Source organism: Pseudomarimonas arenosa (assembly GCF_014841215.1).
Lineage (GTDB): Bacteria > Pseudomonadota > Gammaproteobacteria > Xanthomonadales > Xanthomonadaceae > Pseudomarimonas > Pseudomarimonas arenosa.
The window spans coordinates 227,158-249,610 of record NZ_JACYTR010000001.1 but is presented as its reverse complement, the minus strand read 5'-3'; the positions used below and the strand labels follow the sequence as shown (position 1 = coordinate 249,610).

At 64.1% G+C, this 22,453-nt stretch carries 17 protein-coding genes; 9 read left to right on the top strand and 8 right to left on the bottom strand.

Features of this window, described 5'->3' with window-relative positions:
* Positions 1-144: 144 nt before the first annotated feature.
* Positions 145-3,468: a sensor histidine kinase gene (locus IFO71_RS01025; RefSeq protein WP_192027653.1), complete on the top strand. Its 3,324-nt coding sequence runs from the start codon at positions 145-147 to the stop codon at positions 3,466-3,468.
* On the opposite strand, the gene IFO71_RS01020 is transcribed toward IFO71_RS01025, so the two are convergent.
* Positions 3,460-6,669 carry a sensor histidine kinase gene (locus IFO71_RS01020; protein ID WP_225444276.1) on the bottom strand — a complete coding sequence of 1,070 codons (3,210 nt, stop codon included), beginning with the start codon at positions 6,667-6,669 and terminating at the stop codon, positions 3,460-3,462. The genes IFO71_RS01025 and IFO71_RS01020 overlap by 9 nt on opposite strands.
* A gap of 165 nt (positions 6,670-6,834) precedes the next feature.
* Complete coding sequence (locus IFO71_RS01015) at positions 6,835-8,076, bottom strand: sialidase family protein (protein WP_192027651.1); 1,242 nt, start codon at positions 8,074-8,076, stop codon at positions 6,835-6,837.
* A gap of 118 nt (positions 8,077-8,194) precedes the next feature.
* Here IFO71_RS01015 and IFO71_RS01010 point away from each other — a divergent pair, with 118 nt between their 5' ends.
* The 7 genes from IFO71_RS01010 to IFO71_RS00980 all read left to right on the top strand — a co-directional run bounded on the left by IFO71_RS01010 (position 8,195) and on the right by IFO71_RS00980 (position 14,455).
* Positions 8,195-8,980: a DUF2189 domain-containing protein gene (locus tag IFO71_RS01010; protein ID WP_192027650.1), complete on the top strand. Its 786-nt coding sequence runs from the start codon at positions 8,195-8,197 to the stop codon at positions 8,978-8,980.
* A gap of 39 nt (positions 8,981-9,019) precedes the next feature.
* Positions 9,020-9,514: a DUF6265 family protein gene (locus tag IFO71_RS01005; RefSeq protein WP_192027649.1), complete on the top strand. Its 495-nt coding sequence runs from the start codon at positions 9,020-9,022 to the stop codon at positions 9,512-9,514.
* A 159-nt stretch (positions 9,515-9,673) separates the two neighbouring features.
* Positions 9,674-10,711: a tRNA dihydrouridine(20/20a) synthase DusA gene (gene dusA / locus IFO71_RS01000; RefSeq protein ID WP_192027648.1), complete on the top strand. Its 1,038-nt coding sequence runs from the start codon at positions 9,674-9,676 to the stop codon at positions 10,709-10,711.
* A gap of 3 nt (positions 10,712-10,714) precedes the next feature.
* On the top strand, positions 10,715-11,632 hold the full coding sequence (locus IFO71_RS00995; protein WP_192027647.1) for an arginine deiminase-related protein: 918 nt from the start codon (positions 10,715-10,717) through the stop codon (positions 11,630-11,632).
* A 248-nt stretch (positions 11,633-11,880) separates the two neighbouring features.
* Complete coding sequence (locus IFO71_RS00990) at positions 11,881-12,312, top strand: hypothetical protein (protein ID WP_192027646.1); 432 nt, start codon at positions 11,881-11,883, stop codon at positions 12,310-12,312.
* Positions 12,312-12,995, top strand: coding sequence for a response regulator transcription factor (locus IFO71_RS00985; protein ID WP_192027645.1), 684 nt, complete (start codon positions 12,312-12,314; stop codon positions 12,993-12,995). Before IFO71_RS00990 ends, IFO71_RS00985 begins: the two co-directional genes overlap by 1 nt.
* 101 nt (positions 12,996-13,096) lie before the next feature.
* The gene (locus IFO71_RS00980) at positions 13,097-14,455 is read left to right on the top strand and encodes an ATP-binding protein (RefSeq protein ID WP_192027675.1); all 1,359 of its coding nucleotides are present in this window, start codon (positions 13,097-13,099) and stop codon (positions 14,453-14,455) included.
* Between the two features lie 188 nt (positions 14,456-14,643).
* Here IFO71_RS00980 and IFO71_RS00975 read toward each other — a convergent pair whose 3' ends face one another.
* From IFO71_RS00975 to IFO71_RS00950, 6 genes are all read right to left on the bottom strand, one after another.
* Complete coding sequence (locus IFO71_RS00975; RefSeq protein ID WP_192027644.1) at positions 14,644-14,967, bottom strand: DUF1820 family protein; 324 nt, start codon at positions 14,965-14,967, stop codon at positions 14,644-14,646.
* A gap of 57 nt (positions 14,968-15,024) precedes the next feature.
* On the bottom strand, positions 15,025-15,708 hold the full coding sequence (locus IFO71_RS00970; protein WP_192027643.1) for a rhomboid family intramembrane serine protease: 684 nt from the start codon (positions 15,706-15,708) through the stop codon (positions 15,025-15,027).
* Between the two features lie 25 nt (positions 15,709-15,733).
* Entirely contained in the window at positions 15,734-16,021 is a 288-nt protein-coding gene (locus IFO71_RS00965; protein ID WP_192027642.1) for a hypothetical protein, read from the bottom strand.
* A gap of 62 nt (positions 16,022-16,083) precedes the next feature.
* Complete coding sequence (locus IFO71_RS00960) at positions 16,084-16,848, bottom strand: general secretion pathway protein GspB (protein ID WP_192027641.1); 765 nt, start codon at positions 16,846-16,848, stop codon at positions 16,084-16,086.
* A 2-nt stretch (positions 16,849-16,850) separates the two neighbouring features.
* Entirely contained in the window at positions 16,851-18,464 is a 1,614-nt protein-coding gene (locus IFO71_RS00955; RefSeq protein ID WP_192027640.1) for an ExeA family protein, read from the bottom strand.
* 101 nt (positions 18,465-18,565) lie between these two features.
* Entirely contained in the window at positions 18,566-19,210 is a 645-nt protein-coding gene (locus IFO71_RS00950; protein WP_192027639.1) for a thymidine kinase, read from the bottom strand.
* 254 nt (positions 19,211-19,464) lie between these two features.
* Between IFO71_RS00950 and IFO71_RS00945 the strand changes: the two genes are divergently transcribed.
* Entirely contained in the window at positions 19,465-22,368 is a 2,904-nt protein-coding gene (locus tag IFO71_RS00945; RefSeq protein WP_192027638.1) for a sensor domain-containing phosphodiesterase, read from the top strand.
* Positions 22,369-22,453 lie beyond the last annotated feature (85 nt).

Sequence of the window (22,453 nt, the reverse complement as noted above, 5' to 3'; positions counted from 1 at the left end):
CGGCCAAGAGTGCGCGAGGTCGGCTGAACGCGCACCACCGAGCTGCGCGGCCCGATCAGCAGCACTATGCTAGGAGCGATGCGCGTGGGCGGCGAGTGTCCTTGGTCATCCCCCGCAGACACCTGATTGCACTACGATGCGCTCATGCATGTGCCGGACTTCTGCCGCGGCTACGTATGGGTCAGCGTTCTGCTGCTCGCCCTGCTATGTGCGCCGGCCAGCGCAGCGATTCCGCCCGCGTTCGTTCGCATCGATGATCAGGGCGCGATCCCCGATCAGGTGCTCACTGCGCTGGCTCAGGGGCGCGGTGGTTTCATCTGGATCGGCACCGCCGGTGGCCTGGTGCGCTACGACGGCTATCGCTTCCAACGCTTTTCCCACCGGCCGGATGATCCGCATTCGATGCCGGGCAATCTGGTGCGATCGATCCTGGTGGCAGGTGACGGGCGGATCTGGATCGGCACCGATGTCGATGGATTGGCGGCGCTGGATCCGCTGAGCGGCAAGTTCACCCGCTTTCGCCATCAGCCAGATCGCAGTGACTCCTTGGTCAACGGCGCCTTGTTCGCCCTGGCCGAGAGCGCCGAAGGCGGGCTGTGGGTCGGGAGTGTCGATGGCGGGCTGAGTTATCAGCCACCCGGCGCCACGCACTTCGAGCAACACGCACCCACGCTGCCCAATGGCCGCTTGTTGCGGATCAACGTGCTGTTGGTTGACGCGCAGGGCACGCTGTGGATCGGCACCCCGACCGGGTTGTTTCGCAAGCCGCCCGGCGCCGCAGTGCAAGCGCTGCCGGGCCAGGACGAGCTGTCCCGCCAGCTGGCCGACAGCACGGTCTACAGCCTGTTGCTGGCGGCCGATGGGAGTCTTTGGGTCGGCACTCGCGAGGGGCATCTGTTCCGCCTGCAAGAGCCGCATTCGGCCGAGCCCAGGTTGGAGCGATTGCCGGTGGAGTCGGGCGTGAGTGGTGTGACTCAGTCGGCCTATGCCCTGGCCCAGGTTGGCGATCGGATCTGGGTTGGCCTGCAGGATGGCATCGATATTCGCGATGCTGACGGTGTCGTTGTCGAGCACATTGAGCATCGTCCGGCTGAATCATCCAGCCCGGCGGGCAGCGATCTGCGTGCCTTGCTGGTCGACCGCGCAGGCCTGGTGTGGGCCGGTGGATTCGGGTCGGGTCTGCAATGGCATGACCCAGGGGCGCGCGCAATCGGCGTGTTACGCGATACTCAATCGGAAGCGGGTGCCCAGCAGAACAACGTGACCGCCATCCTGCAACGGCGCAACGGTGAGCTATGGCTGGGCACGCGTGGGGTCGGTGTACGTGTGCTGGATAGCGCGTTGCGCCCACTGCGGCAGCTGACGCCGGGCTCGAGCGAACTGCCGGCGCTGGAGCTGGCCTGGGTGACAGCGCTGGCCGAAGGTCCCGATGGCAGTGTGTGGCTGGGAAGTCGCGAGGGACTGTGGCGCCTGTCGGCCGATGGCAAGCAGCTGGTCAATGTGGTGGCGACAGATCGACCGGCGGGCCTCAGTGTGCGCCGCCTGCTGGCACAAGAAGACGGTCAGCTGTGGGTGGGCGCTCGCAACACCCTGCTCAATTTTGATCCGCGAAGTGGGCGCTTGCGCAGCGTGGGCTCCGAGCGCCTGCCGCAGGACATCAATGCGCTGCAGCTGGATAGGGAGGGCGTGCTTTGGGTCGGCGCGGTGGCGGGGCTGTTTCGCCTGTTGCCCGGTGAGATGGAACTGCGTGCGGTGGATGCCGTGCCGGGCAGCGAGCTTGCCCACAGCAGCGTGCTCGGGCTGCTGGTTGATTCGCAGCAACGACTGTGGATCGACACTCCGCTGGGCCTGCACCGGCTGAGAACGGCGGCGGAGGGGTTTCACTTCGATCGCATCGCCTTGCGTGGATCAGCGCTGGAGGATGAGAGTCAGCCGCTGGACGGCGATTTTGGTGCCAACCTGCAGCAGGATGGCGAAGGCCGGGTGTGGAGCCAGCGCTACGTGTTCGATCCGCAGCGCAACTCCACTTATGTGCTGACCCGTGCTGACGGTGTCGACTTTGGTACGGGTTGGTATCGATCGTATGCCTCGATGCTGGATGGCCGCTTGCTGTTCGGTGGCAGCGAGGGCGTGTTGGTGGTTGATCCGCAGCACTTTCGGCCCTGGACCTACGAAGCCCCCCTGCGCACAACGGAATGGCGTGTTCAAGGTCGAGTGCGGGCGATCGGTTCGGGGCCGGAGGGGTTTGTGCTGTCGCCGCAGGATCGCAGCTTTGCGCTGGAGTTTGCCGCGCTCGATTTCAGCCTGCCCGAGGCCAATCGATATCGCTATCGATTGCTCGGTTTCGATCAGGGCTGGAATCAGGTCGATGCCGGCTATCGCGTTGCCAGCTACAGCAATCTGTGGCCCGGCGAGTACTGGCTGGAGGTGCAGGGCAGTAATCGCACCGGTCGCCTGTCCGGGCAAATGCTGCGCTTGCCGATCAGTATTGAGCCGGCCTGGTGGCAAACACCCTGGACCATGTTGGCCGCGATACTGCTGCTGCTCGCGCTTGGTCATGCCGCCCTGCGCTGGCGGACCCGACAGATCGCCCGCCAGGCCAGCAAGCTGCGTCGTTTGGTCGATTCCCAGACCGGTCAGCTCAGAGAGGCCAAGCAGCGTGCTGAGCAGGCGCTGACCGATCTGATGGCCACCCAGCAGCAGCTGGTGCAATCGGAGAAACTGGCGGCGCTGGGCCAGCTGGTGGCCGGCGTCGCCCATGAGGTGAACACGCCCTTGGGGGTGGCGCTGACCGCCGCCTCCCACCTGCAGGAGGCTACCCATGCATCGAGCCGAAAGTTCGCCGAGGGCAGCCTGCGACGCAGCGAACTTGAGCAGTGGCAGCGCACCAGCCAGGAGAGCGTGCAGATGATTCTGCGCAGCCTGGAGCGCGCCAGTGAGCTGGTCAAGCGCTTCAAGCAGCTGGCAATTGATTCGCGCCACGAGAACCCGGTGTCGATGGAACTGGCTGATCTGGCCCGGGATCTCGCCGACACGGCGCGGGTGACGCTGAAGCAGCAGTCGGTGGAGGTTGCGCTGACGGTTAGCGGAAACGGCGAGCTGATCACCTATCCCGGCGCACTGTTCCAGATCATGACCCAGCTGGCATTCAACGCTGCGCTGTACGCCTGGCCTGAAGGCGCCGAGACGTGCAGTGGCAGTTTCAGTATCGAATGTCGACTGACGGAGACTGAACTGCTGGTTCGGGTGGCCGATGATGGCGTCGGCATGTCCGCTGAGACCGTGGCGCGGGCGTTCGATCCGTTCTTTACCACTCACCGCAGCCGCGGCGCTGGGCTCGGTCTGCACATGGTGCACAACCTCGTCTGCCGCACTCTGCGCGGGAGCATCGAGCTAAGCAGTGAGCCGGGCAAGGGCGCCTGCTTTGAGTTGCGCCTGCCACGCAGGGTGGTTCACCCCTCAGGCTGAGTCCGATCGGCTCGCCGGGTCCGCTGACCACTCGGCGGACGGCGCCGGCAGAGTCAGTTCGACCCGGGTGCCGCGCCCCGGACTGCTGCGCAGCTGCAAATCGCCGCCGAGCAGGCCGGCTACCTGATTGTGAGCGGTGGACAACCCCAGGCCCACGCCACCTTGGTGGCGGCGTGTGGTGTAGAACGGTTCCAGGGCGCTGCGAACGGTGGCTTCGTCCATGCCGATACCATTGTCCTCGACCACGATTATGAAGCGGCCGCTGTCGTCGCGGCTCGCTGACATTGCTATGCGCCCGCCCTCGCTCGGGAACGCATGCTGTAGCGCATTCAGCAATAGTTGGTCCAACACCGAGTGCAAGGTGTTTTCCGAGCATTGAACTGCCAGTTCCAGCGGGCACTCGATGTGCACACTGATGCCACGTGGATCAAGCTGGTCCTGCAGTCGCTCGGCGCTGGCCTGCAGTGCGCTGCGCAGATTGACTTCGCTGCGGCTGTCCGGCCGGTCGATCGCCAACTGCTTGAAGCGCTGCACCAGGGTGGCGCTGCGCTGCAGTCCGCGAATCGAAATGGTCAGTGCCTCGGCGGCCTCAAGCAGGAACTGCCGCAATTCACTGCGGGTCAGCTTGCCGCTGTTGAAGGTCTGTTGGACGGTGTCGATCTGCTGCTGCAGATGACTGGTGACAGTCAGGGTGTAGCCCAGCGGGGTGTTGATTTCATGCGCAACCCCCGCCACCAGGCCGCCAAGGGAGGCTAGTCGCTCGCGCTTGAGAAGTTCGGCCTGCGTGCTGCGCAGTTGTTCCAGGGCGGTGGCCAAACGCTGCCGGCTTTGTTCGATCTCGGACGTCCGCTGCTGCACCTTCTGTTCCAGGGCAAGGTTGATCGAACGCAGGTTTCGCGTTCGCCACTGCACGATGCCGATCAACAACGCGAGCGCGCCGATCGCAACCAGCGCGAGGAAGGGCCAGCTGCGAAACCAGGGTGGATGAACCCTTAACGGATAGATAAGTTGCGAAGCCGGGTGGCCCTGGGCGTCGATGGCGCGCAGGGCGATCTGGTAATCGCCTGCATCCAGCCCATCAATCTCAATCTGTTGGTCGGATTGAATTTGCCGCCAGTCGTTCCAGGCGCCGATCACCTTGGCCTCAAGCCGTTGTGGGTTGCTGGCCGATGCCCCGGGAATGGCGACAATCAGGCTGAGCGCGCGCTGGCCGAAGCTCAGCTCGGTGGGCTGCAAGGGGTCGGGGTGCACCGGCAGTGCATGGTCACCAGCGCGAATCGAGCGCAGCAGTAACGGAAACTCCGCACCGGCTGCATCGACGTCATTCGGGTTGAAGCGAAACAGGCCGTCGTCGCTGCCGATCCAGATCAGACCATCGGCCTCGGGCAGGATACTGCGTACCGTGATGCCCTGCAGGCTGGGCGTGTAGTTCGGTGTGCTGAGACCTTGCTCGGCGCTATGACGGAAGTAGCCGGTGACGGGTAGACCATCGGATTGGCGGTGGGCATGAAACCACTCGCGGCCATCGTCTGCGCTGCGCAGCAGGTCGATCACCAGACCATGCTGATCGGCCCAGTCGGAGAGTTCCTGGTCGGGCTCGAATCGGCCCAGCTGTGGGTCGAAGCGGCTGGCTGGACGGCTACCTAGCACCAGCCAACGCTCGTGCCACTGCAGCAAGCGCAGCGCGGTGCGAGCGGGCACGCCGTCATCTTCACGATACCAGCGCAGAACCTTGGCCTTCGGCTTGCCCGAATCCGAATCCTCTTCAACAGTTAGTTCCACTATGCCGTGTGGAAACACGGCAAGCCACAGTCGATCGTCGGCGGGGTGATGGATGCTTTGTACCAGCTCATCAAAATCATTCAGCAGATCATGCTGCTGCCAACGACTGCCATCGAAACTGGCCTGCTGGAAGCCGCCGTCCATGCCGACGAACAAGCGCTCATCCTTGTGCAACAGGGAGCCAATGGCGCGGCCGGCCCGGATCGCCGTTTCGGCCTGTCCGTCGCTGACTTCAAACAAACCATTGGTGTTGCCGACCAGCAGGCGGTCGCCCAGGCTGAGCATGGCCCAGGTCTGATCATTGACCTTGGGCACTGCGACAAACCCGGCTGGATGGCCGCTCTGCAGGCGAAACAGGCCGCGGCCGGTGGCGGCGTACAGGCTGTGTTGATGACGGTGCAGGGCGATCACCCGGCCGAGCAGGCCTTGAGGCTCGCCAAAGCGACTGAACGGCGCGTTGCGGTCGATTCGGCTCAAGCCGTTGTCCAGGCCGAGCCACACGCTGCCGCTACGATCTTCGAACAGGCTCAATACATCCTCATCGCGCAGTCCCTGACTGCGGTTCAAGTGCAGCTGCAGGCCGCCCTCGGCATCCAGCACATACAGGCCACGCAGCGTGCCCAGCGCTATCTGGCCATCGTGCAGACGCAGTCCACGGTAGATCAGATCCTCCTTCAGCCGTGAGTCGATTTCGGTCGGCCAGGGTCGAATGCCGCGCTGATCGGCCAGGAACAAGCCATCGCGCCGCGTGGCCAGCAGCAGGCTCGAGCGGTCGTCGGAGTGGTCGAAGGGCAGTGCGGCATAGACACGCAGTTCCGCCAGGCGATCAGCGCCCGGCAGGGGGTGCAGCTGATCATCGATCAATTCCAGCATGCCGCGCCCTTGCTCCCAGATCAGCAGGCGCTGATTGACCCGAAAGCTAAAGTGGAAGCTGCTGCTCGGCGTCCAGCTCTGTACTTGATCGCCGCGTAGGCGAATCAATCGGCGCAGCGCGTTGTACACCACGCCATCGGCGGTGGCGTGGGTGGCACGAATCTCACCGACCGGGCGCAGTCCGGCGGGCAGACGGTTGTGCAGGGCGCGGTAGTGGCGGCGGCCGTAGCGATCCAGTTCGAGCACGCCAAACTCATCGGTGCCACCGACATGCACTCGATCTTCGGCATCCACGGCCAGCGAGCGCACCGTGCTTTCGTTGTCGAGCTTGTGCAGGCTCCAGCGCTGGCCATCGAACTCAAGCACGCCGAGTGTGTTGGCGATATAGATCAATCCGCGCGAGTCCTGCACGATGTCCCAGTTCTGCGCGTCAGCACCGTAGTCGCGTGGCGCCAGATTCTCCAGCAGCGGGACGCCCGCTTCGTCGGCGTGCGACGGACTTGCAGGGGTCGTGGTCGTCAGTAGCACCAGCGCCAGGCCAAGCATCCACTGCAAGTTCAGCATCCATCGCCGTTGGCGCCTCTTTTCAGGCTGTCGGTCGGACTTAACGGGCGGCTTCATGATGTCAATGCCCGCGCGGCTGTGGCAATGGCCGATCGCGCTGTGCCGCAGCGAAAGTGTGGACCCTGGTATGCGCTCGATGTCGCCCTGTCAATCATCCGAGATCGTCGCGTCGGTTTCGATGCGCACGCCGCGCACCCGCGGCCCAGCTGCGCCAGGCTCGGTCCAGACCAGGATGGCCGCATCGCCGAGACTGGCCAGCCGCGGCATGCCGGTGTTGCGGCCGACCGGCAGCTCGGTGATGTCCAAGCGACTGATCTGCTCGCCGTTGCCATCGAGTTCGGCGACCCGTAGCACCGGGTGGCCGGCCGTTCCCTCGGCCACGCCCAGCCAGCTGACCAGGGCCCGCTCGCTGTGCCAGGGCGCCGCATCGACCCGCCCCAGCAAGCTGGGGTGCGCTTCCAGGCGGGTCAGTGGCTGCCAGCCCGACTGCGCATGCACGGCTAGGCGCAACTCGAAGTTAGCGCCGTTCTGGGTTGGCCAGGCCAGCAGCGGACGATCGCCCAGGCGGGTGAGGGCCGGCCCATTGACCGGGCAACCGGCCATCTGCCAGTGATCGGCCACCGCGATGGCCGGCGCCGACCAGCCGTGATCGAAACGGCGAAGCCAGCCGATATCGCGAATTTCCTCCCGGCTGCGGTCGCGGTACACCACCCAGGGACCCTGCTCGGTACGCAGGGCATCTGTGTGGCAGCAATCGCAGGTCAGATCGTCCAGCTCTACTTGCTGAGTGCTGCCATCACGGCTCAGCTGCGCGCTGCGCAGCGAGGTGTGGGCAGCGCCGTGATCGTCATGGCCAGCGTGACTGCCGGCCTCGGCGCCACGCCGCCCATCCAGCCATATGGCCAGGACCCGGTCTTCACCGTCTGGTAGAAGGCTGACAAAGCCGTGTTCGGTCGGCCGGTTGTCCTGGTTGAGCCTGCTGGCTTCCGACCAGGTCTGGCCGCGGTCGGTCGAACGGGTGGTCCAGATGTCATAGGCGTAGGGCTTGCTCGGATCTGACTTGCGCAGGTAGAAGCTCAGCCAATCGCCGTTGTCGGCCACCACCAGACTGGGGAAATCCGCCCAGTTGACGAACCAGTCCGAACCGCTGGCGATCAATCCGCTGTGTTGGAGCTGACCCTGGCGATCCAGCTGATGAAAGCGCAATTCGGCGCGGCTGCCCTGGCGCTCGATACTGGTCAGCACAAAACCGCCACGACCGTCGGTGCTGATCGACGGCTGTGCGTGGCCCGGCAGCTCCAGTGGAGTCATGCGCAGCGCAGCGTCGGCATGCGCCGGGCAGAGCCCCAGGGCAACGAGCATGCAGCAGGTTTTCAGGCGATGCAGCATGGCGAAGGTCCTGTCGACAGTTGCACAGGCTAGCTGGCACAACGTCGGCGTCAACCCCGACGCGCCCGGCAGCCGCAGCAGTAGACTGAGCTACAGCCATCGATCCTGCCAAGTCAGCATGAGTACTGAGTCGACTCCATCGTCTGGTCCGCCGCCCGACTTCCAGGCCCTGGTGGTGCCCTGCGTCGATCTGCAACCTGGAGCGCCGCTGCGCTGGTTGCGCAAGGGCTGGCAGGACTGGCGTCGGGCGCCGGGCCTGAGCCTGTTGTTTGGTCTGCTGATCGCCGCGGTCAGTATCCTGGTCTCGGCGGTGGCCTGGTGGCTGGGCCGCTTTGCCCTGCTGGCCGCCTTGCTGTCGGGCTTTGTATTCATCGCACCGCTGCTGGCGGTGGGTCTTTACTGTGTGAGTCGACAATTGGAGGCGGGGCAGACGCCGCGGCTGGCCGACTCGTTTTCCCTGGCCAGGCGGCTGCTCGGTCAGGCCGGTGTATTCGCCCTTGCCCAGTTCGTGATCCTGCTGCTGTGGTCGCGTGCTGGCATGATGGTCAGCGCGCTAGTGCCCTTGCGCCCAGGTGATCTGCAGGCCCTCTTGGAATTTCTCGCCGTTGGCTCGGCGATCGGCTCGCTGTTTGCCGCCCTGACCTTTGCCGTCAGCGTGGTGTCATTGCCGATGATTGCCGATCGCGAGGTCGACATGATCACCGCCTGCCTGTCCAGCCTGCATGCGGTAATGCGCAACAAGTGGACCATGCTGTTATGGGCGGTGCTGATCGCGGGGTTGACGGCAATTGGGTTCGCCACGGCATTTCTTGGTCTGATCGTGCTGATGCCCTGGCTGGCCTATGCCAGCTGGCATGCGTATCGTGAGACTCTGATTGTTGATGATCTGCCCCGATTGGGCTGAAGCACGGATGGGGCTAACCCGGGGGTTATGGAGGTGGCGATGAACGCGCGCAGGCAGGCACGACGGGATCTGGCTCTGCTGCTGCTGGTGTTGGCTCCGTCGGCGCAGGCGGAGGCCATCGAGCAACTGCGCTGGATGACCGGCTGCTGGGCCGCCGGTGATGCCCAGGGCTTCAGCGAGGAATACTGGACGCCGCCGCGGGCCGGCAGCATGTTCGGCGTGAATCGCAGTCAACGCGGGTCGAGCAAGGTGGCGTTTGAATTCCTGCGCATCGAGCAGGATCCTCAGGGCATGCGCTATCTGGCCCAGCCGGGTGGGCGCGCGCCGACGGTGTTCACCCACCAGCCGGGCGAACCGGGGCAGCGCGTGGTGTTCGTCAATCCCGAGCACGACTTTCCGACTCGCATTGAGTACTGGCGCGAAGGTGATGATCTGAAGGCCAAGGTCAGCGGCGGCGAGGGCGCTCCGGTGTTGCAGTTCCATTGGCAGCCCTGCGGCAGTCCGAGCAAAGCAGCCGAGGCAAACCCGTCCTAGCAGCCGGCAGAACGCTGCGGCGTCCAGCGGCTCATCGGTCCGTGAATGTGAACCGCAACAAACTACGGGTGATTTCGTAGAAATAGCCGCGGCCAGACCATGGAACATTGGCCCGCTTCGCGGTACCGTTGCGGGCTTTCTGGTTTCCTGAACGAAACGATGAATCCGGCTCCCACCGCCAGCGCCAGCGCAGTCCACGACGCATCGTCGTCGTTGGCCCGTGCCCGGCGCTTGAGCGTGGCGCCGATGATGGACTGGACCGATCGCCACTGCCGCTATTTTCATCGGCTATTGGCTCCAAACGCTCTGTTGTATACCGAGATGGTGCATGCCAATGCGGTCTTGCACGGCGATCTTGAGCATCTGCTCGGCTTCCATGCCAGCGAACAGCCGTTGGCCTTGCAGCTTGGCGGCAGCGATCCAGGCCTGCTGGCGGCTGCGGCGGCGATTGCCGAACAGCGCGGTTTCGACGAAATCAACCTCAATGTCGGCTGTCCGTCCGATCGCGTGCAGAGCGGGCGCTTTGGTGCCTGCCTGATGCGTGAGCCGGATCTGGTGGCCGACTGCATTGCCGCCATGCAACAGGCGGTGTCGATACCGGTGACGGTCAAGTGCCGTATCGGAGTCGATGATCAGGATCCGCAGCAGGCCCTGTTCGCCTTGGTCGAGCAGGTGGCTGCCGCCGGCTGTCGCACGGTGATCGTGCATGCCCGCAAGGCCTGGCTCAAAGGGCTGAGCCCAAAGGAAAACCGGCAGGTGCCGCCGCTTGACTATCCCTTGGTGTACCAGCTGAAGCGTGAGCGGCCGGATCTCTGTGTGGTGATCAATGGCGGCATCGAAACCGAAGCCGCCGTCAGTGAGCACCTGGCCCACGTCGACGGTGTGATGATCGGGCGTGCCGCCTACCACACGCCTTACCTGATCCACCGCTTGGACTCGCAGATCTTCTCCGACCAACGCATCCAGCGCTCGCGCGATGACCTGCTGCTGGCGATGCAGAGCTATGTCGAATCCTATGTCGCTGCCGGCAAGCCGCTAGCGCATATCAGCCGTCATCTACTCGGTCTGTTCCATGGTGAACCAGGCGGGCGTCAGTTCCGTCAGCGCCTGAGTCAGGGCAGTGCGGCGCTCGGAGCCGATTGGTCCGTGGTACTGCACGCCCTGGCCGCGACCCAGGCCTGGACGCGAGCGGCCTGACCGATGCTGATTGAGCAGCCGAGCCAGTGGGCGCGGTGTGCCGCGCAGTTTGCGCCGAGCCAGGCGGCCTGCGCCCGGGCCGCTTTTCTGGTCACGCCGCAAGGTTTCGCCATTGCGGCCGAGTCGCAACACGACAATGTCTACATGCTGTCCGGCCAGGTCGATAGCGAGCGTGCGCTGGCACAGCATCGCGCCCTGCAGGCGGCTCTGGCTGAGCGGCTGCCGGTGATTGCATTTCCCGGGCATGCCGATACCCCGGATGCCGTGTTTCCGAACAATGTGTTTGCTACCGCTCAGGTCGACGGCCGTGGGCGACTGCTGATCGGCAGCATGCGACACCCGGTACGCCAACGTGAGGCCGAGCGCGCCGACATTCCGCGTTTCTTCAGTGAAGTCATGGGCTATGAGCTGCTGGATCTGCGGCAGCGTCCGGGTTTGACCGAACTAACCGGCACTTTGGTGATCGATCGTTCTCGCGGCCTGGGTTTCGCCGGACTCAGCCCGCGCTGTGATCGTCAGGGTGTTGCCACCATGGCCGACGCCTTCGCGCTCAATGCCTGTTTCGCCTTTGCCTTGCAGGACGACGAGTACCACACCAATGTCGTGCTAAGTGTGCTGGCCGGCCGAGCCGTGGTCGGCTGTCCGGCGGCGTTCCAGAACGAGCGCGATTGGCAGGCCATCGCCGATACCTATGGCGGCCAGGTGATCGAGCTCGATGCGGCGGAAAAGGCGGGCTTCGCCGGCAACTGCATTGCGCTCGATGGCGAGCGCGTGTGGATGAGTGAACGCGCAGCCGATGGCCTGCGTCCGGCCAGTCGTGCGGCGTTTGAACGCGCTGGCTTTGCGATAGGGGCGGTGGCCCTGGATGAGATCGAGCGCGCCGGTGGATCGCTGCGCTGCTGTGTGGCTGAGATTTTCTGATGCCCTTGCAGGCACATTCACCTCTTGCATACAGAAGCCAGCCGCGACGTCGAGGCGACGCCGCACCCGTGGCTGAACATCGGCACTCAAACTCGGCGCAGTTCATAGGCAATTCACCGCAATTTGCCCAGACTCGCCAGACACACCCTGGTGCGGCGGAACCGATGCCCCCATTGCTCAGCTCCCTCTGGCGGCCAGGACGTGCTCCTGCGCTGAGTGCGAGTCTGATAGTCCGCCCCCTGCTTCTGTTGCTGATTGCTGTTGCGCTTTGCCTGCCGGTATCTGGTCAGGCCGCCGATCGCGATCGCGACGAGGAGCCCTATGCCGATTTGCCACAGTCAGTGCGTCGAATCGAGCGCGAAACTGGCGGCAAGGTGCTGCAAGTCCGTCCGATTCGCCGCGGCGATCGCGAGATCTATCGCATGAAGGTGCTGACGCCCGACGGCCGGATCAAGATCATGCAGGACGATCCGCGCCGACGTCGCGATGCCCGTAATCGCGACTCCGAACCCGAGGATGAGCGCGAAGACGAGCGCGATCAGGCCGATGATCAGCGCGCTGCCGCGCCCGAATCGCGGCAGCCGCAAAGCGAACAGCGCCGCGAGTCCAGCCTGGAGCCGCGGTTCATTCCACCCCCGAAATCCCTAGCTCCGGCCCGAGCATCAAGGAGTGTTGAGTAATGCGCATATTGTTGGTTGAAGATGAAGCCGCTCTGCGGGAAACCCTGGCCGCCCGGCTGCGCCGCGAAGGTTTCGCGGTGGATGCCGCCAGTGATGGAGAAGAAGGTCTGTATCAGGGCCGCGAAGTGCCATTCGACGTGGCGGTGATCGATCTCGGGCTGCCGAAGATGTCTGGCATGGATCTGGTCAAGGCCCTGCGTGCCGAAGGCAAGACCTTTCCCATTCTGATCTTAACAGCGCGTTCGAGCTGGCAGGACAAGGTGGAGGGTCTGAAGGCCGGCGCCGACGACTATCTGGTCAAGCCGTTTCACGTCGAGGAGCTGCTGGCCCGCCTTAACGCATTGATGCGTCGCGCGGCCGGCTGGAGCAAACCGCAGCTGGAGTGCGGTCCGATCAAGCTTGATCTGGCAGCGCAGACCGTCGCCGTCGACGGCCTGCTGGTCGATCTCACCAGCTACGAATACAAGGTGCTGGAGTACCTGATGATGCATGCCGGCGAGTTGGTGTCGAAAGCCGATCTCACCGAGCACATCTATCAGCAGGACTTCGACCGCGATTCGAATGTGCTGGAAGTGTTCATCGGCCGGCTGCGCAAGAAGCTTGACCCCGAAGGCAGCTTGAAGCCGATCGAAACCGTCCGCGGGCGCGGCTATCGCTTCGCCATTGCCCGCAGCGAGGGCTGATTCTCAACACCGAGCAGGCGGGCGGGGGCCCGCCACCGTTGCCCATGATGTCTCACGCCAACGAGCCGAGCCGCGCGTCGCGCCGCCGCCATCGCCTGTCCCTGCAAGCACGGCAGCTGTTGGTGGCCGGGCTCGGCCTGCTCGCGTTTCTGGGCCTGACCGGCTATGCCCTGGACAAGGCCTTTGCCAGTGCTGCGCTCGACGCCCAGCGCGAGCGTCTGCAGACCTACCTGCAGGCCTACCTGGCCGGCACCGAGCTGGCCCGAACCAGTGACCTGATCGCGCCCGATCTGCCGCCCGACCCGCGCTTCGGTCAACCCGGTCTCAGCGGGCTGTATGCGCAGGCGATTGGCCAGGGCCTGTCCTGGCGTTCGCCCTCGGCCACCGGCCGCGAATTGCCGCCGGCCGAGCAATTGAGTCAAGGTGAGGTGAGTTGGTCCGGGCAGCCGCTGGAGAGCGAAGTCGGGCCGGTGTATCGGCTGGGCATGGGCGTGCTGTGGGAAGTCAGTGACGACCGCAGTGTGCAGTTCTCCTTCTACGTGGCAGAAAGCGCCGATACGGTGAAGCGGCAGATCGATGTGTTCAGGCGCACGCTGTGGGTCTACCTCGGCGGCGCCGGCCTTCTGCTGTTGGCGGTGCAGACCCTGATGATGCGCTGGAGTCTGCGCCCGCTGCGTCGCGTGATTGTTGATCTGGCCCGTGTTGAACGCGGTGAATCGGAGCTGCTGGACGGCAGCTACCCGCGCGAACTGGCAGTGTTGACCGACAACCTCAACGGCTTCATCGAAAGCGAGCGCCTGCACCTCAGTCGTTACCGCAACACCCTGGCTGATCTCGCCCACAGCCTGAAAACGCCGCTGGCGGTGATGCGCTCACGGCTGGATTCGGGAGAAGTACCGGCCGATCTGCGCGACACCATTCAATCCCAGGTCGGCCGCATGGATGACATCGTTGCCTACCAGCTGTCGCGGGCGGCGACCTCCGGGCATCAGCGCTTCGCCGCGCCGTTGGAGATCGAAAAGCGTGCTGAGGAACTGGTGCAGGGGCTGGAAAAAGTCTACGCCCAGAAGGGCGTGTACTGCGAGTTCGAGCTCGATCCGACGGCGCGTTTCCACGGCGAGCATGGCGATCTGATGGAACTATTGGGCAATCTCACCGAAAACGCCTTCAAGTGGGCGAAACAACGAGTGTTGTTGACCGTTCGCCCGATTGCCGGTGAACCCGGTCGCAGGCCCGGTGTGCTGATCGCCGTCGACGACGACGGACCCGGCATTCCGCCGGAGAAAGTCGAGCGCCTCTTGCAGCGCGGCGTGCGTGGCGACGAACGCGTGCAAGGCCACGGCATAGGCTTGTCGATCGTGCAGGACATCGTCAAGGCCTACCGCGGCGAAATGAAAGTGCTGCGTTCGGAAGAACTCGGCGGCGCCCGCTTTGAGGTATTGATTCCGCCAGCGGCTTGAGAGCCGGAATTCGGGATTCGTCGAAGCCGGCTCGGCCTTGATGAATTTCAATGCGACTCCGCTTCGAATATGGGGGCCAAGCAACGGCGCCCATCTCGAACCTACATGCAGTTTGGTTTTGAAGCGGGGTCGAATCGATTCCAGTAAACGCGTCGAGACTGATTCGACGAATCCCGAATCCCGGCTCTTCACCCCCGCTTCCCGGGCATCGGAAACGGGGTGACGATCTTGTCGCCGCTGTTGCAGTCGCGGATCACCAGCTGAGTCTTGCGCTCGACTTCTTCCACGCGTACTACCGATTGCATCGGCAGATGCAGCACGCGGGTATTGCCGAACTCGTCGCGGAGTTTTTCTTCGGTGGGGTCGATCACCAGACTCTCATTGGTGTCCCAGACCAGGTCGCTGATTTCGGTAAAGCCCCACAAGGCACTACTGGCCACGCTACGGGCGTAGAGCTCGTAGATCTTGCCGGCGCTGAGAAAGGTCACTTTGTAGAGCGGTTTGGTGGACATGGGCGAGTCCGGGCTGCGGTGAACGGGGGCGGAGCTTAACAGGTTGGAGTGTGGCGATCAGGCCTGAGCGCGCCAGCGTCGCGACAGGCTGCTTCTTGCTACCAGACCATACAGGAAGCCAATGATGAAACCGGCAACGTGGGCTGACCAGGCGACGGCGCCGAAGCTGGGGCCGACCACACTGAACACCACCTGCAGAATGGCCCAGGCGCCAATCATCACCGGGGCCGGTGTGCGCACGAACTCAAGGAACATTCCCAGCGGCAGGACAAAGCCGAGGCGGGCGCGGGGAAACAGGGCCAGATAGGCACCGACCAAGGCCGATACTGCGCCGCTGCTGCCGATGATCACCGCGCGTGGAACGTCCACCAGCAAGACCGCGGCGGCATTGGCGGCCGCGCCAGCGAACAGGAACAACAACAGCAGTCGCAGCCCGCCCAGGCCACGCTCGGCGGGCAGGCCGAAGATCAGCAGGAACAACAGATTGCCGACCAGATGCAGCCAGTCGGCATGGATGAACAGGGTGCTGAACAGGGTGGCCCAGTGGCGATAGCCGGAGAGATCAAAGACGCCAGCCGGCAGCAGTTGTTCGGGCATCGCACCCCAGCGATAGAGAATTCGGCCGCGGGCCGCGTCATCGAGGCCAACCAGCCAGAGGAAGGCCAATACCGAGATCAACACCAGGCTGGGCGTCGCCCAATGAATCTGATTGCGCTGTCGCTCGGGCAAGCGAACAAACATCAGCCGGTGACCCTTGGCCGGCAACTCAAGGCCGAGCTTCCCGCGCCGATGCAGGCCGCAGCGCGACGGCGTGCCGGTACAGCAGGGCGGCTGTGACCAGACCGGCACCGAGGATGCCCATGCGGTTAACCTGAGCCATCCAGGCCGCCGATAGGGCTGCCAGCAGTGCGACATACAGCACCCAGCCGGTAAGGCTAATGTTCAGCCGGTGGAACTCGCCGCAGGCCGGGCAGCGATACTCGAGGTTGTCTTCCCCTTGCCACCAATGGCGCTGCCAGCGCGGCACCCTAACCTGGGTCTGTTCCAGCTTCATCGGCGCCGCGCAGCGACCGCAGGGATATCGACCAGGCAACATCGGTCAGACTACGGTGCGCATCAGCGTGGCAACCACCAGCTACGACCATTGATGCGCAGCCACACGCCTTCGCGTTCGATCGACTGAACGCTGACCTGTTGACCAAGGTCGCTGCCCTCCAGCACGCGACGTCCATCGATCACGGCGAAGCGCCGGTCGGCTTGCGCATGATAGACGTGAACACTGAGTTTCAGCGGCGGCAACGCGCTGCGTTCGGCAGCCGGCATCAGATCGATGTCCGGCGGCAGGGTCGGGGGCGGGCTCGCGGCGGCCGGCGGTGCCGGTGTTGTTGGCTCCGTTGTCGCCGCCTCTGCTGTCGTCGGCGCTGATGTCGTCGGCGCTGCCGCGGTCACCTGCGGCGGCGGCGACTCTGCTGCAGCCTTGGTTGCAGGCGCTGAGGAAGCGACCACGGGTTGTGGTGGTGTGGGTGCGGGCACTGTGGCCGCACGCGGAGCCGGCGCCTCCTGGGCTGGCTGAGCGACCGTCTGCGGACGCCTCGCATCGACCTCGGTTGTCGCGCTCCCGCTCGCTTCGAGCTGCCCGTCCGGAACAGTACCTGTTTGTTCCGCTTGAACGGCAGGTTCAGTGGCGGTGCGGCTCTGGGTGCCGATCCACCATGCGCAGGTGCCGATGACCAGCACGGCAGCGGCGCTGCCCAACCAGAGCGGTAACGTCGATCGCCGCTGACGATCTGCTGCTTGCGCGGCCTGCGACATCAGGCCCGGTGGCTGTCCCATCTGCCGCTCGGATTCTGATTTGCGCAGGGCTTCGAGAATCAAGGACATGATCAGCCGCCCTCAGCTGCGGTCACCGAGGGCGGTGGGCGACGCGCCAGTCGCGGGCCACTCTCATCGGAGGTCAGGGCAAACAGGGTTTCCGGGCCGACGATGCCATCCGGCACCAGTCCGTGCGAGGCTTGCAGGCTGCGCACCGCGGCCACCGTCGATTCATCGTAGTAGGCCGGCTGCGGCGGCAGCTCGCGCAACAGGCCTCGTGCCTTCAGCTTGCCGTGCAGCCATTCGACTTCCGGTCCAACGTCGCCGCGCTTGAGGTTGCTGCTAAGAAACACCGGCGCCTTCCAAAGCGCATAGAACTCACCCAGCCAGCTGCGCTCGAGTTCGTGACGACCGACCGTGTAGTTCTGCCCGCTGATCAACAGTCGGGCGTGCTGATTGCTGATTCCGGTCAACACCGCCCAGGTGTCGACGCCGTCATTGGATAGCCGCAGGATCACCGGGCGGCGTAAGGTTTCCAGCTTGGTCAGGCTGCCGCCGCCGCGCAGACAATAGATGCCCGGTACCGGTTGACTGGCGCAGCGTGCCGCGGTGGTTGCATCGAGCTGTTCGGAGCGGATCATCCACAGCCCCAAGAGATGGGCCCAGGCGCTCGGATAGGTGTCATGCGCCTCGGCCATCACGGCCATCAGATCGACGTCGGAACGGCCGCGATCGACACTGTCCTCGCTTTCCTCGGATATCGGCTCCGGCGCCGCCGTCTGGCGTTCGGGCCACAACGCGATCGACAGGGCCATTGCCGCCACAATGGCGGCGGCAATCGCCGAAATGCGAATCTTCGGCCGACGCTTCGAGCTGGCCAGCGCTTCGGCGGCCGCAGCATCGACTTCACGCTCGCCGATCTGGGTCAGATTCTTGGCATAGCCGGCCATCAAGGCGCGATCGGCGATCACGTTGAGCAGTCGCGGTACGCCTTCGGCGTGCTCGTGCATGCGGCGCAGGGCCAGGCGGGTGAACGGCATGCGATTGCAGCCGGCGACCTGCAGTCGATGCCGTACATAACTATCTGTTTCATCTGTCGACAGCGGGGTGAGGTGATAGCGCGCGGTGATGCGCTGCGACAGCTGACGCAGATCTTCCCGACTCAGCAGTTCACGCAACTCGGGCTGACCGAGCAGGATGATCTGCAGCAGCTTCTGGGTCGGGGTCTCCAGGTTGGTCAGCAGGCGTACTTGCTCCAGCGCCTCTATCGACAGGTTCTGCGCTTCGTCGATGATCAACACCACGCGCAAACCCTGTGCATAGGCATCAAGCAGGTAGGCATTCAAGCCGTCGACCAGGCCCTTCAAGCTGCCACGCCGACCGGTCAGGTCGATCTTCAGTTCTTCGCAGATGGTTTCCAGCAGTTCCAGCGGCGACAACTTGGGGTTAAGTACCAGGGCGACCCGGGTGTCCTCTGGCAATTGTTCCAGCAGCAGGCGGCACAGCGTGGTCTTGCCGGTGCCGACTTCGCCGGTCAATTGAACGAAGCCACCGCCACCGCCTTGGCCGATCCCGTACAACAGATGCGCCAAAGCGTCCCGATGACGCTCGCTCAGAAAGACGAAGCGCGGATCGGGGGTGATGGAGAACGGCGGCTCCTTGAGTCCGTAATAGTTCAGGTACATGAGTTAGTCGGGGGCCGAGCGTGCGGTCGGCAAACGTCGTGAAGGGTACCGGTCGGGCTTGGGCAGTCGCGTTAGGAAGGTGTTAAACACGCTCTTCGGGCTCAGGACGAGCCCTCCACCGCATCGGCAAACGGCAGCTTTGGCTGCTGTAGTTCGATTCTGCCCTCTCCAGCGGTGATCTTCTTGAACTCCGCCCGACTCACCGATACGTAGCGCTCGTTGCCGCCAATCTCGACCTGTGGACCATCGGTGATCGCCCGGCCCTGCTCATCGACCCGCACCACCATGGTCGCCTTGCGTCCGCTGTGGCAGATCGTCTTGATTTCGCTAAGGCTGTCGGCCCAGGCCAGCAGGTACTGGCTGCCCTCGAACAACTCACCGCGGAAGTCGGTGCGCAGGCCATAGGCCAGCACCGGAATGTTCAGGCGATCGACTACTTCGGATAGCTGCCAGACCTGCTGCTTGCTGAGGAATTGCGCTTCATCGACCAGCACGCAATGCAGGTCGCCCTGCTGTTCCACGTCGCGTCGGACAATGCTGTGCAAGTTGTCATCGCGATCGAAAATGCGTCCCTCCGAGCGCAGACCGATGCGCGAGGCCACCACGCCTTCGCCGTAGCGATTGTCCAGCTGCGGGGTCAGGATCAAGGTGCGCATGCCGCGCTCGCGGTAATTGTGCGCGCTCTGCAGCAGGGTAGTGGTCTTGCCGGCATTCATCGCCGAGAAATAGAAGTAAAGCTTGGCCACGCGGCTTGCTCAGTCCGGCTGGGGGGCGGAGCATAGCTCGAACTTCCGGGCACGGTCGACCAACCGGGGCCGACGTGCCGTGGTCGGTGTCGATCGCTGGCCGAGGCGGCACTGGCGCAGTGCGCAGGCCTTGGCGGGCGAAATGTGATAGAAACTACAGAATCGAATGACCTTCATGAGCGCTGAACAAAGCGCGTGATATCAGGGTTTCATTCGGACTCGCCTGCAGCGCTGTCCCTCCGGAGGGAGGGTGTATGACCGCAAGATCAGTCAAGAGTGCGGCATCTGCGCCGGTCGAAAGGTCGGCCCTGGCCTTGTTTTCATCGATTGCCGAGGCCGAGGGACCGCTCGAGTTGGCCCAGCAGGTGACCCGGGCCTTGCCCGCGGCCTGCGCTGTGTCCGATGTATCCCTGTGGTGGTCGCTCAATTGGCCGGGCGATCGGCAGGGTGCGCCGCAGCGCACGCTATCGGCGGCACGTCTGGCCTTGCTGGAGCGTTGTCATGGCAGCCCCAGCGGGCTGGAGATTGCTGGCGAGGTGTACTGCTACCGCCTGTACGTGTCATCTGACGGGCCGGCGGCCTTTCTGCTCTGCCGCGCCCAATCGCCTGAGTCGGCGCCGCATCAGCTGCCCTACTGGCAGGTGCTGCTGGCCGCCCTTGCCAGGCGCTGGAACGATCTGTTGGAGTTGCGGCGGCAGGATGAAACGGTTGCTCGAATGGAGCATTCCGAGCGCTTGCAGCGGGCCTTGTTCGATATCGCCGATATGGCCGGCTCCGATCTCGACATGGGCGACATGCTGCGTCAGGTGCATCGTATCGTCGGCGGTCTGATGTATGCCGAGAACTTCTTTATTGCGCTGTACGACAAGAGTCGCGATGCCATCCGTTTCGTCTACTACGTCGATGCCGAGGACCCCGAGGCGGTCGACTCACAGCATTGGACGCCGCTGGCCGACTTCGAACGCGCGCTCACCTGGTATCTGATTCGCGACGGTCGGCCGCTGCGCGGCGCCACCCATGAACTGCGACGGCAGATCTCCGGCCCGCTGCGCCTGGTCGGGGTCGATAGCCCGGACTGGATGGGCGTGCCCATGCTCAGCGGCAGCGAGATTCGCGGTGTGATCGTGGTGCAGAACTATCATCAGGCCAATTGCTTCAGCGAGGCCGATCAGAATCTGTTGAGCTTCGTCGCCAGCCATATCCTCACGGCGCTGGAGCGCAAGAAGGGCCAGGAAGAGCTGGAGCAGCGTGTTCAGGAGCGCACCCGCGAGCTGGCGGTAGAGGTCGAAGAGCGCCAGCGCGGCGAGAAACTGCAGCGCAGCCTGTTCCACATCGCCGAGCTGGCCAGTGGCGAGGGCTCGGTCGAGTCCTTCTATCAACAGCTGCATCGGGTGATCGATCGGCTGATCACGGCGCCCAATTTCTATGTCGCCTTGCTGTCAGACGATTCCGAGCAGATCGAGTTTCCGTACTATGCCGATGAGTCCGGCCGTTCGCCCGGCGTGCGTGCCAAGGGCTGTGGCCTGACCGAATACCTGATGGATCAGGCTCGGCCCTTGCTGCTCAGTGCACGCGATGTATCCGGCCTGCAAGAACGCGGCGACATCAAGCGCAGCGGAACGCCCAGCGAATCGTGGATGGGTGTGCCACTGAAGACCGGCACTCGTGTCTGGGGAGCGATCGTTGCGCAAAGCTATAACGAGCAGGTTCGCTACGGCGCCCGTGAACTGGAACTGCTGACCTTCGTCTCGCGGCAGGTCGGCTACACGGTGGAACGCCGACGCGCGGCGGAAGAGCTGCGCGTGGCCCATGCCGAGCTGGAACGGCGGGTTGAGGAACGTACGCGCGAATTGCGCGAACAGATCGCCGTGCGAGAAAAGATCGAAGAGCGGCTCAAGCACGAGGTGATGCACGACTCGCTCACCGGCCTGCCCAACCGCGCCTATCTGCGCGATCGGCTGGAGCGCGTATTGGCCTTGCGGCGGCGCGGTCACAGGCCTGATTTCGCCGTGCTGTATGCCGATGTCGATCGCTTCAAGGTGATCAACGACAGCCTCGGGCATCTGGCCGGAGATGAGGTGCTGAAGGAGGTCGCGCGGCGTTTCGCCTCCTGCGTGCGCGAGCCTGATGTGGTGGCGCGTCTGGGCGGTGACGAGTTCGCCATCCTGCTCGAAGATATTCCCGGCATGGAGATACCGGTGCGGGTCGCGCAGCGCATCCTCAATGTGATGAGCGAGCCGATGTTTGTGCTGGGCAAGGAGATCAGCACTTCGAGCAGTGTCGGTGTGGCGATGGGCGATCGGCGTTATCGGCACGCCGATGACGTGTTGCGCGATGCCGATATCGCCATGTACCGCGCCAAGCGCGCGGGGCGGCAGCGTTTCGAAATCTTCGATGCGGCAACCAATCAGCATGCCATCCAGGTGCTGGATATGGAGGCCGATATTCGCCACGGCATCGCCGATCGTCGCTTCCATCCCTGGTTCCAGCCAATCGTGCGGATGGTTGATCGCGGCCTGGTCGGTTATGAGGCGCTGATGCGCTGGAATCACGAAACCCGTGGTTGGCTGGCGCCCGCGGCCTTCCTCGACGTGGCCGAGGAAAACGGCAGTATCGAGGCGATCGATTGGCAGGTTTGGGAATCGGCCTGTCGTCAGGTGCAGCGTCTGCCCGATGCGCTGTATGTCACCATCAATGTTTCGGCGCGCTATTTCCGCAAGGACGACTTCGATCAACGCCTGCTCAGCATGATTCGTGGAACCGGCATTGCGCCGTCGCGAATCCGCATCGAGATCACCGAAGGCGCCTTGATGCATAACCCGGAATCGGTGATCACCATGCTGGCTAGGCTGCGCGCCGAAAGTGTGCAGGCGGCGGTGGATGATTTTGGCACCGGCTATTCATCGCTGAGCTATGTGCATCGCTTTCCGCTGCGCAGCCTGAAGATCGATCGCAGTTTCGTCTCTGAACTGGGGCAGCAGGGTGATGCCGGTAGCCGGGCAGTGATCCGTTCGATCCTGACCCTGGCGCACTCGCTCGGCCTTGAGGCGGTCGCCGAAGGCGTGGAGACTGAGCTGCAGGCCGAGGCCCTGATCGCCATGGGTTGTGGCCTGGGGCAGGGCTATCTGTTCGCCAAACCAGCGCCGCTGGCCGAGTAGCAGGGCTGGCCCGGCGGGCAATCTTCGCTCGCAGCTGTCACACTTCCCGCGCTGCCACGTATAGGCAGGGCATCTATATTTAGTG

Bases quoted from the DNA above. Each gene is read 5' to 3' on its own strand.
- dusA (WP_192027648.1), top strand. From the start codon at position 9,674: ATGAATCCGGCTCCCACCGCCAGCGCCAGCGCAGTCCACGACGCATCG.
- IFO71_RS01020 (WP_225444276.1), bottom strand. From the start codon at position 6,669: ATGCTTGGCCTGGCGCTGGTGCTACTGACGACCACGACCCCTGCAAGT.
- IFO71_RS01005 (WP_192027649.1), top strand. From the start codon at position 9,020: ATGAACGCGCGCAGGCAGGCACGACGGGATCTGGCTCTGCTGCTGCTG.
- IFO71_RS00970 (WP_192027643.1), bottom strand. From the start codon at position 15,708: ATGTTTGTTCGCTTGCCCGAGCGACAGCGCAATCAGATTCATTGGGCG.
- IFO71_RS00955 (WP_192027640.1), bottom strand. From the start codon at position 18,464: ATGTACCTGAACTATTACGGACTCAAGGAGCCGCCGTTCTCCATCACC.
- IFO71_RS01015 (WP_192027651.1), bottom strand. From the start codon at position 8,076: ATGCTGCATCGCCTGAAAACCTGCTGCATGCTCGTTGCCCTGGGGCTC.
- IFO71_RS01010 (WP_192027650.1), top strand. From the start codon at position 8,195: ATGAGTACTGAGTCGACTCCATCGTCTGGTCCGCCGCCCGACTTCCAG.
- IFO71_RS01025 (WP_192027653.1), top strand. From the start codon at position 145: ATGCATGTGCCGGACTTCTGCCGCGGCTACGTATGGGTCAGCGTTCTG.
- IFO71_RS00945 (WP_192027638.1), top strand. From the start codon at position 19,465: ATGACCGCAAGATCAGTCAAGAGTGCGGCATCTGCGCCGGTCGAAAGG.
- IFO71_RS00975 (WP_192027644.1), bottom strand. From the start codon at position 14,967: ATGTCCACCAAACCGCTCTACAAAGTGACCTTTCTCAGCGCCGGCAAG.
- IFO71_RS00995 (WP_192027647.1), top strand. From the start codon at position 10,715: ATGCTGATTGAGCAGCCGAGCCAGTGGGCGCGGTGTGCCGCGCAGTTT.
- IFO71_RS00960 (WP_192027641.1), bottom strand. From the start codon at position 16,848: ATGTCCTTGATTCTCGAAGCCCTGCGCAAATCAGAATCCGAGCGGCAG.
- IFO71_RS00965 (WP_192027642.1), bottom strand. From the start codon at position 16,021: ATGAAGCTGGAACAGACCCAGGTTAGGGTGCCGCGCTGGCAGCGCCAT.
- IFO71_RS00985 (WP_192027645.1), top strand. From the start codon at position 12,312: ATGCGCATATTGTTGGTTGAAGATGAAGCCGCTCTGCGGGAAACCCTG.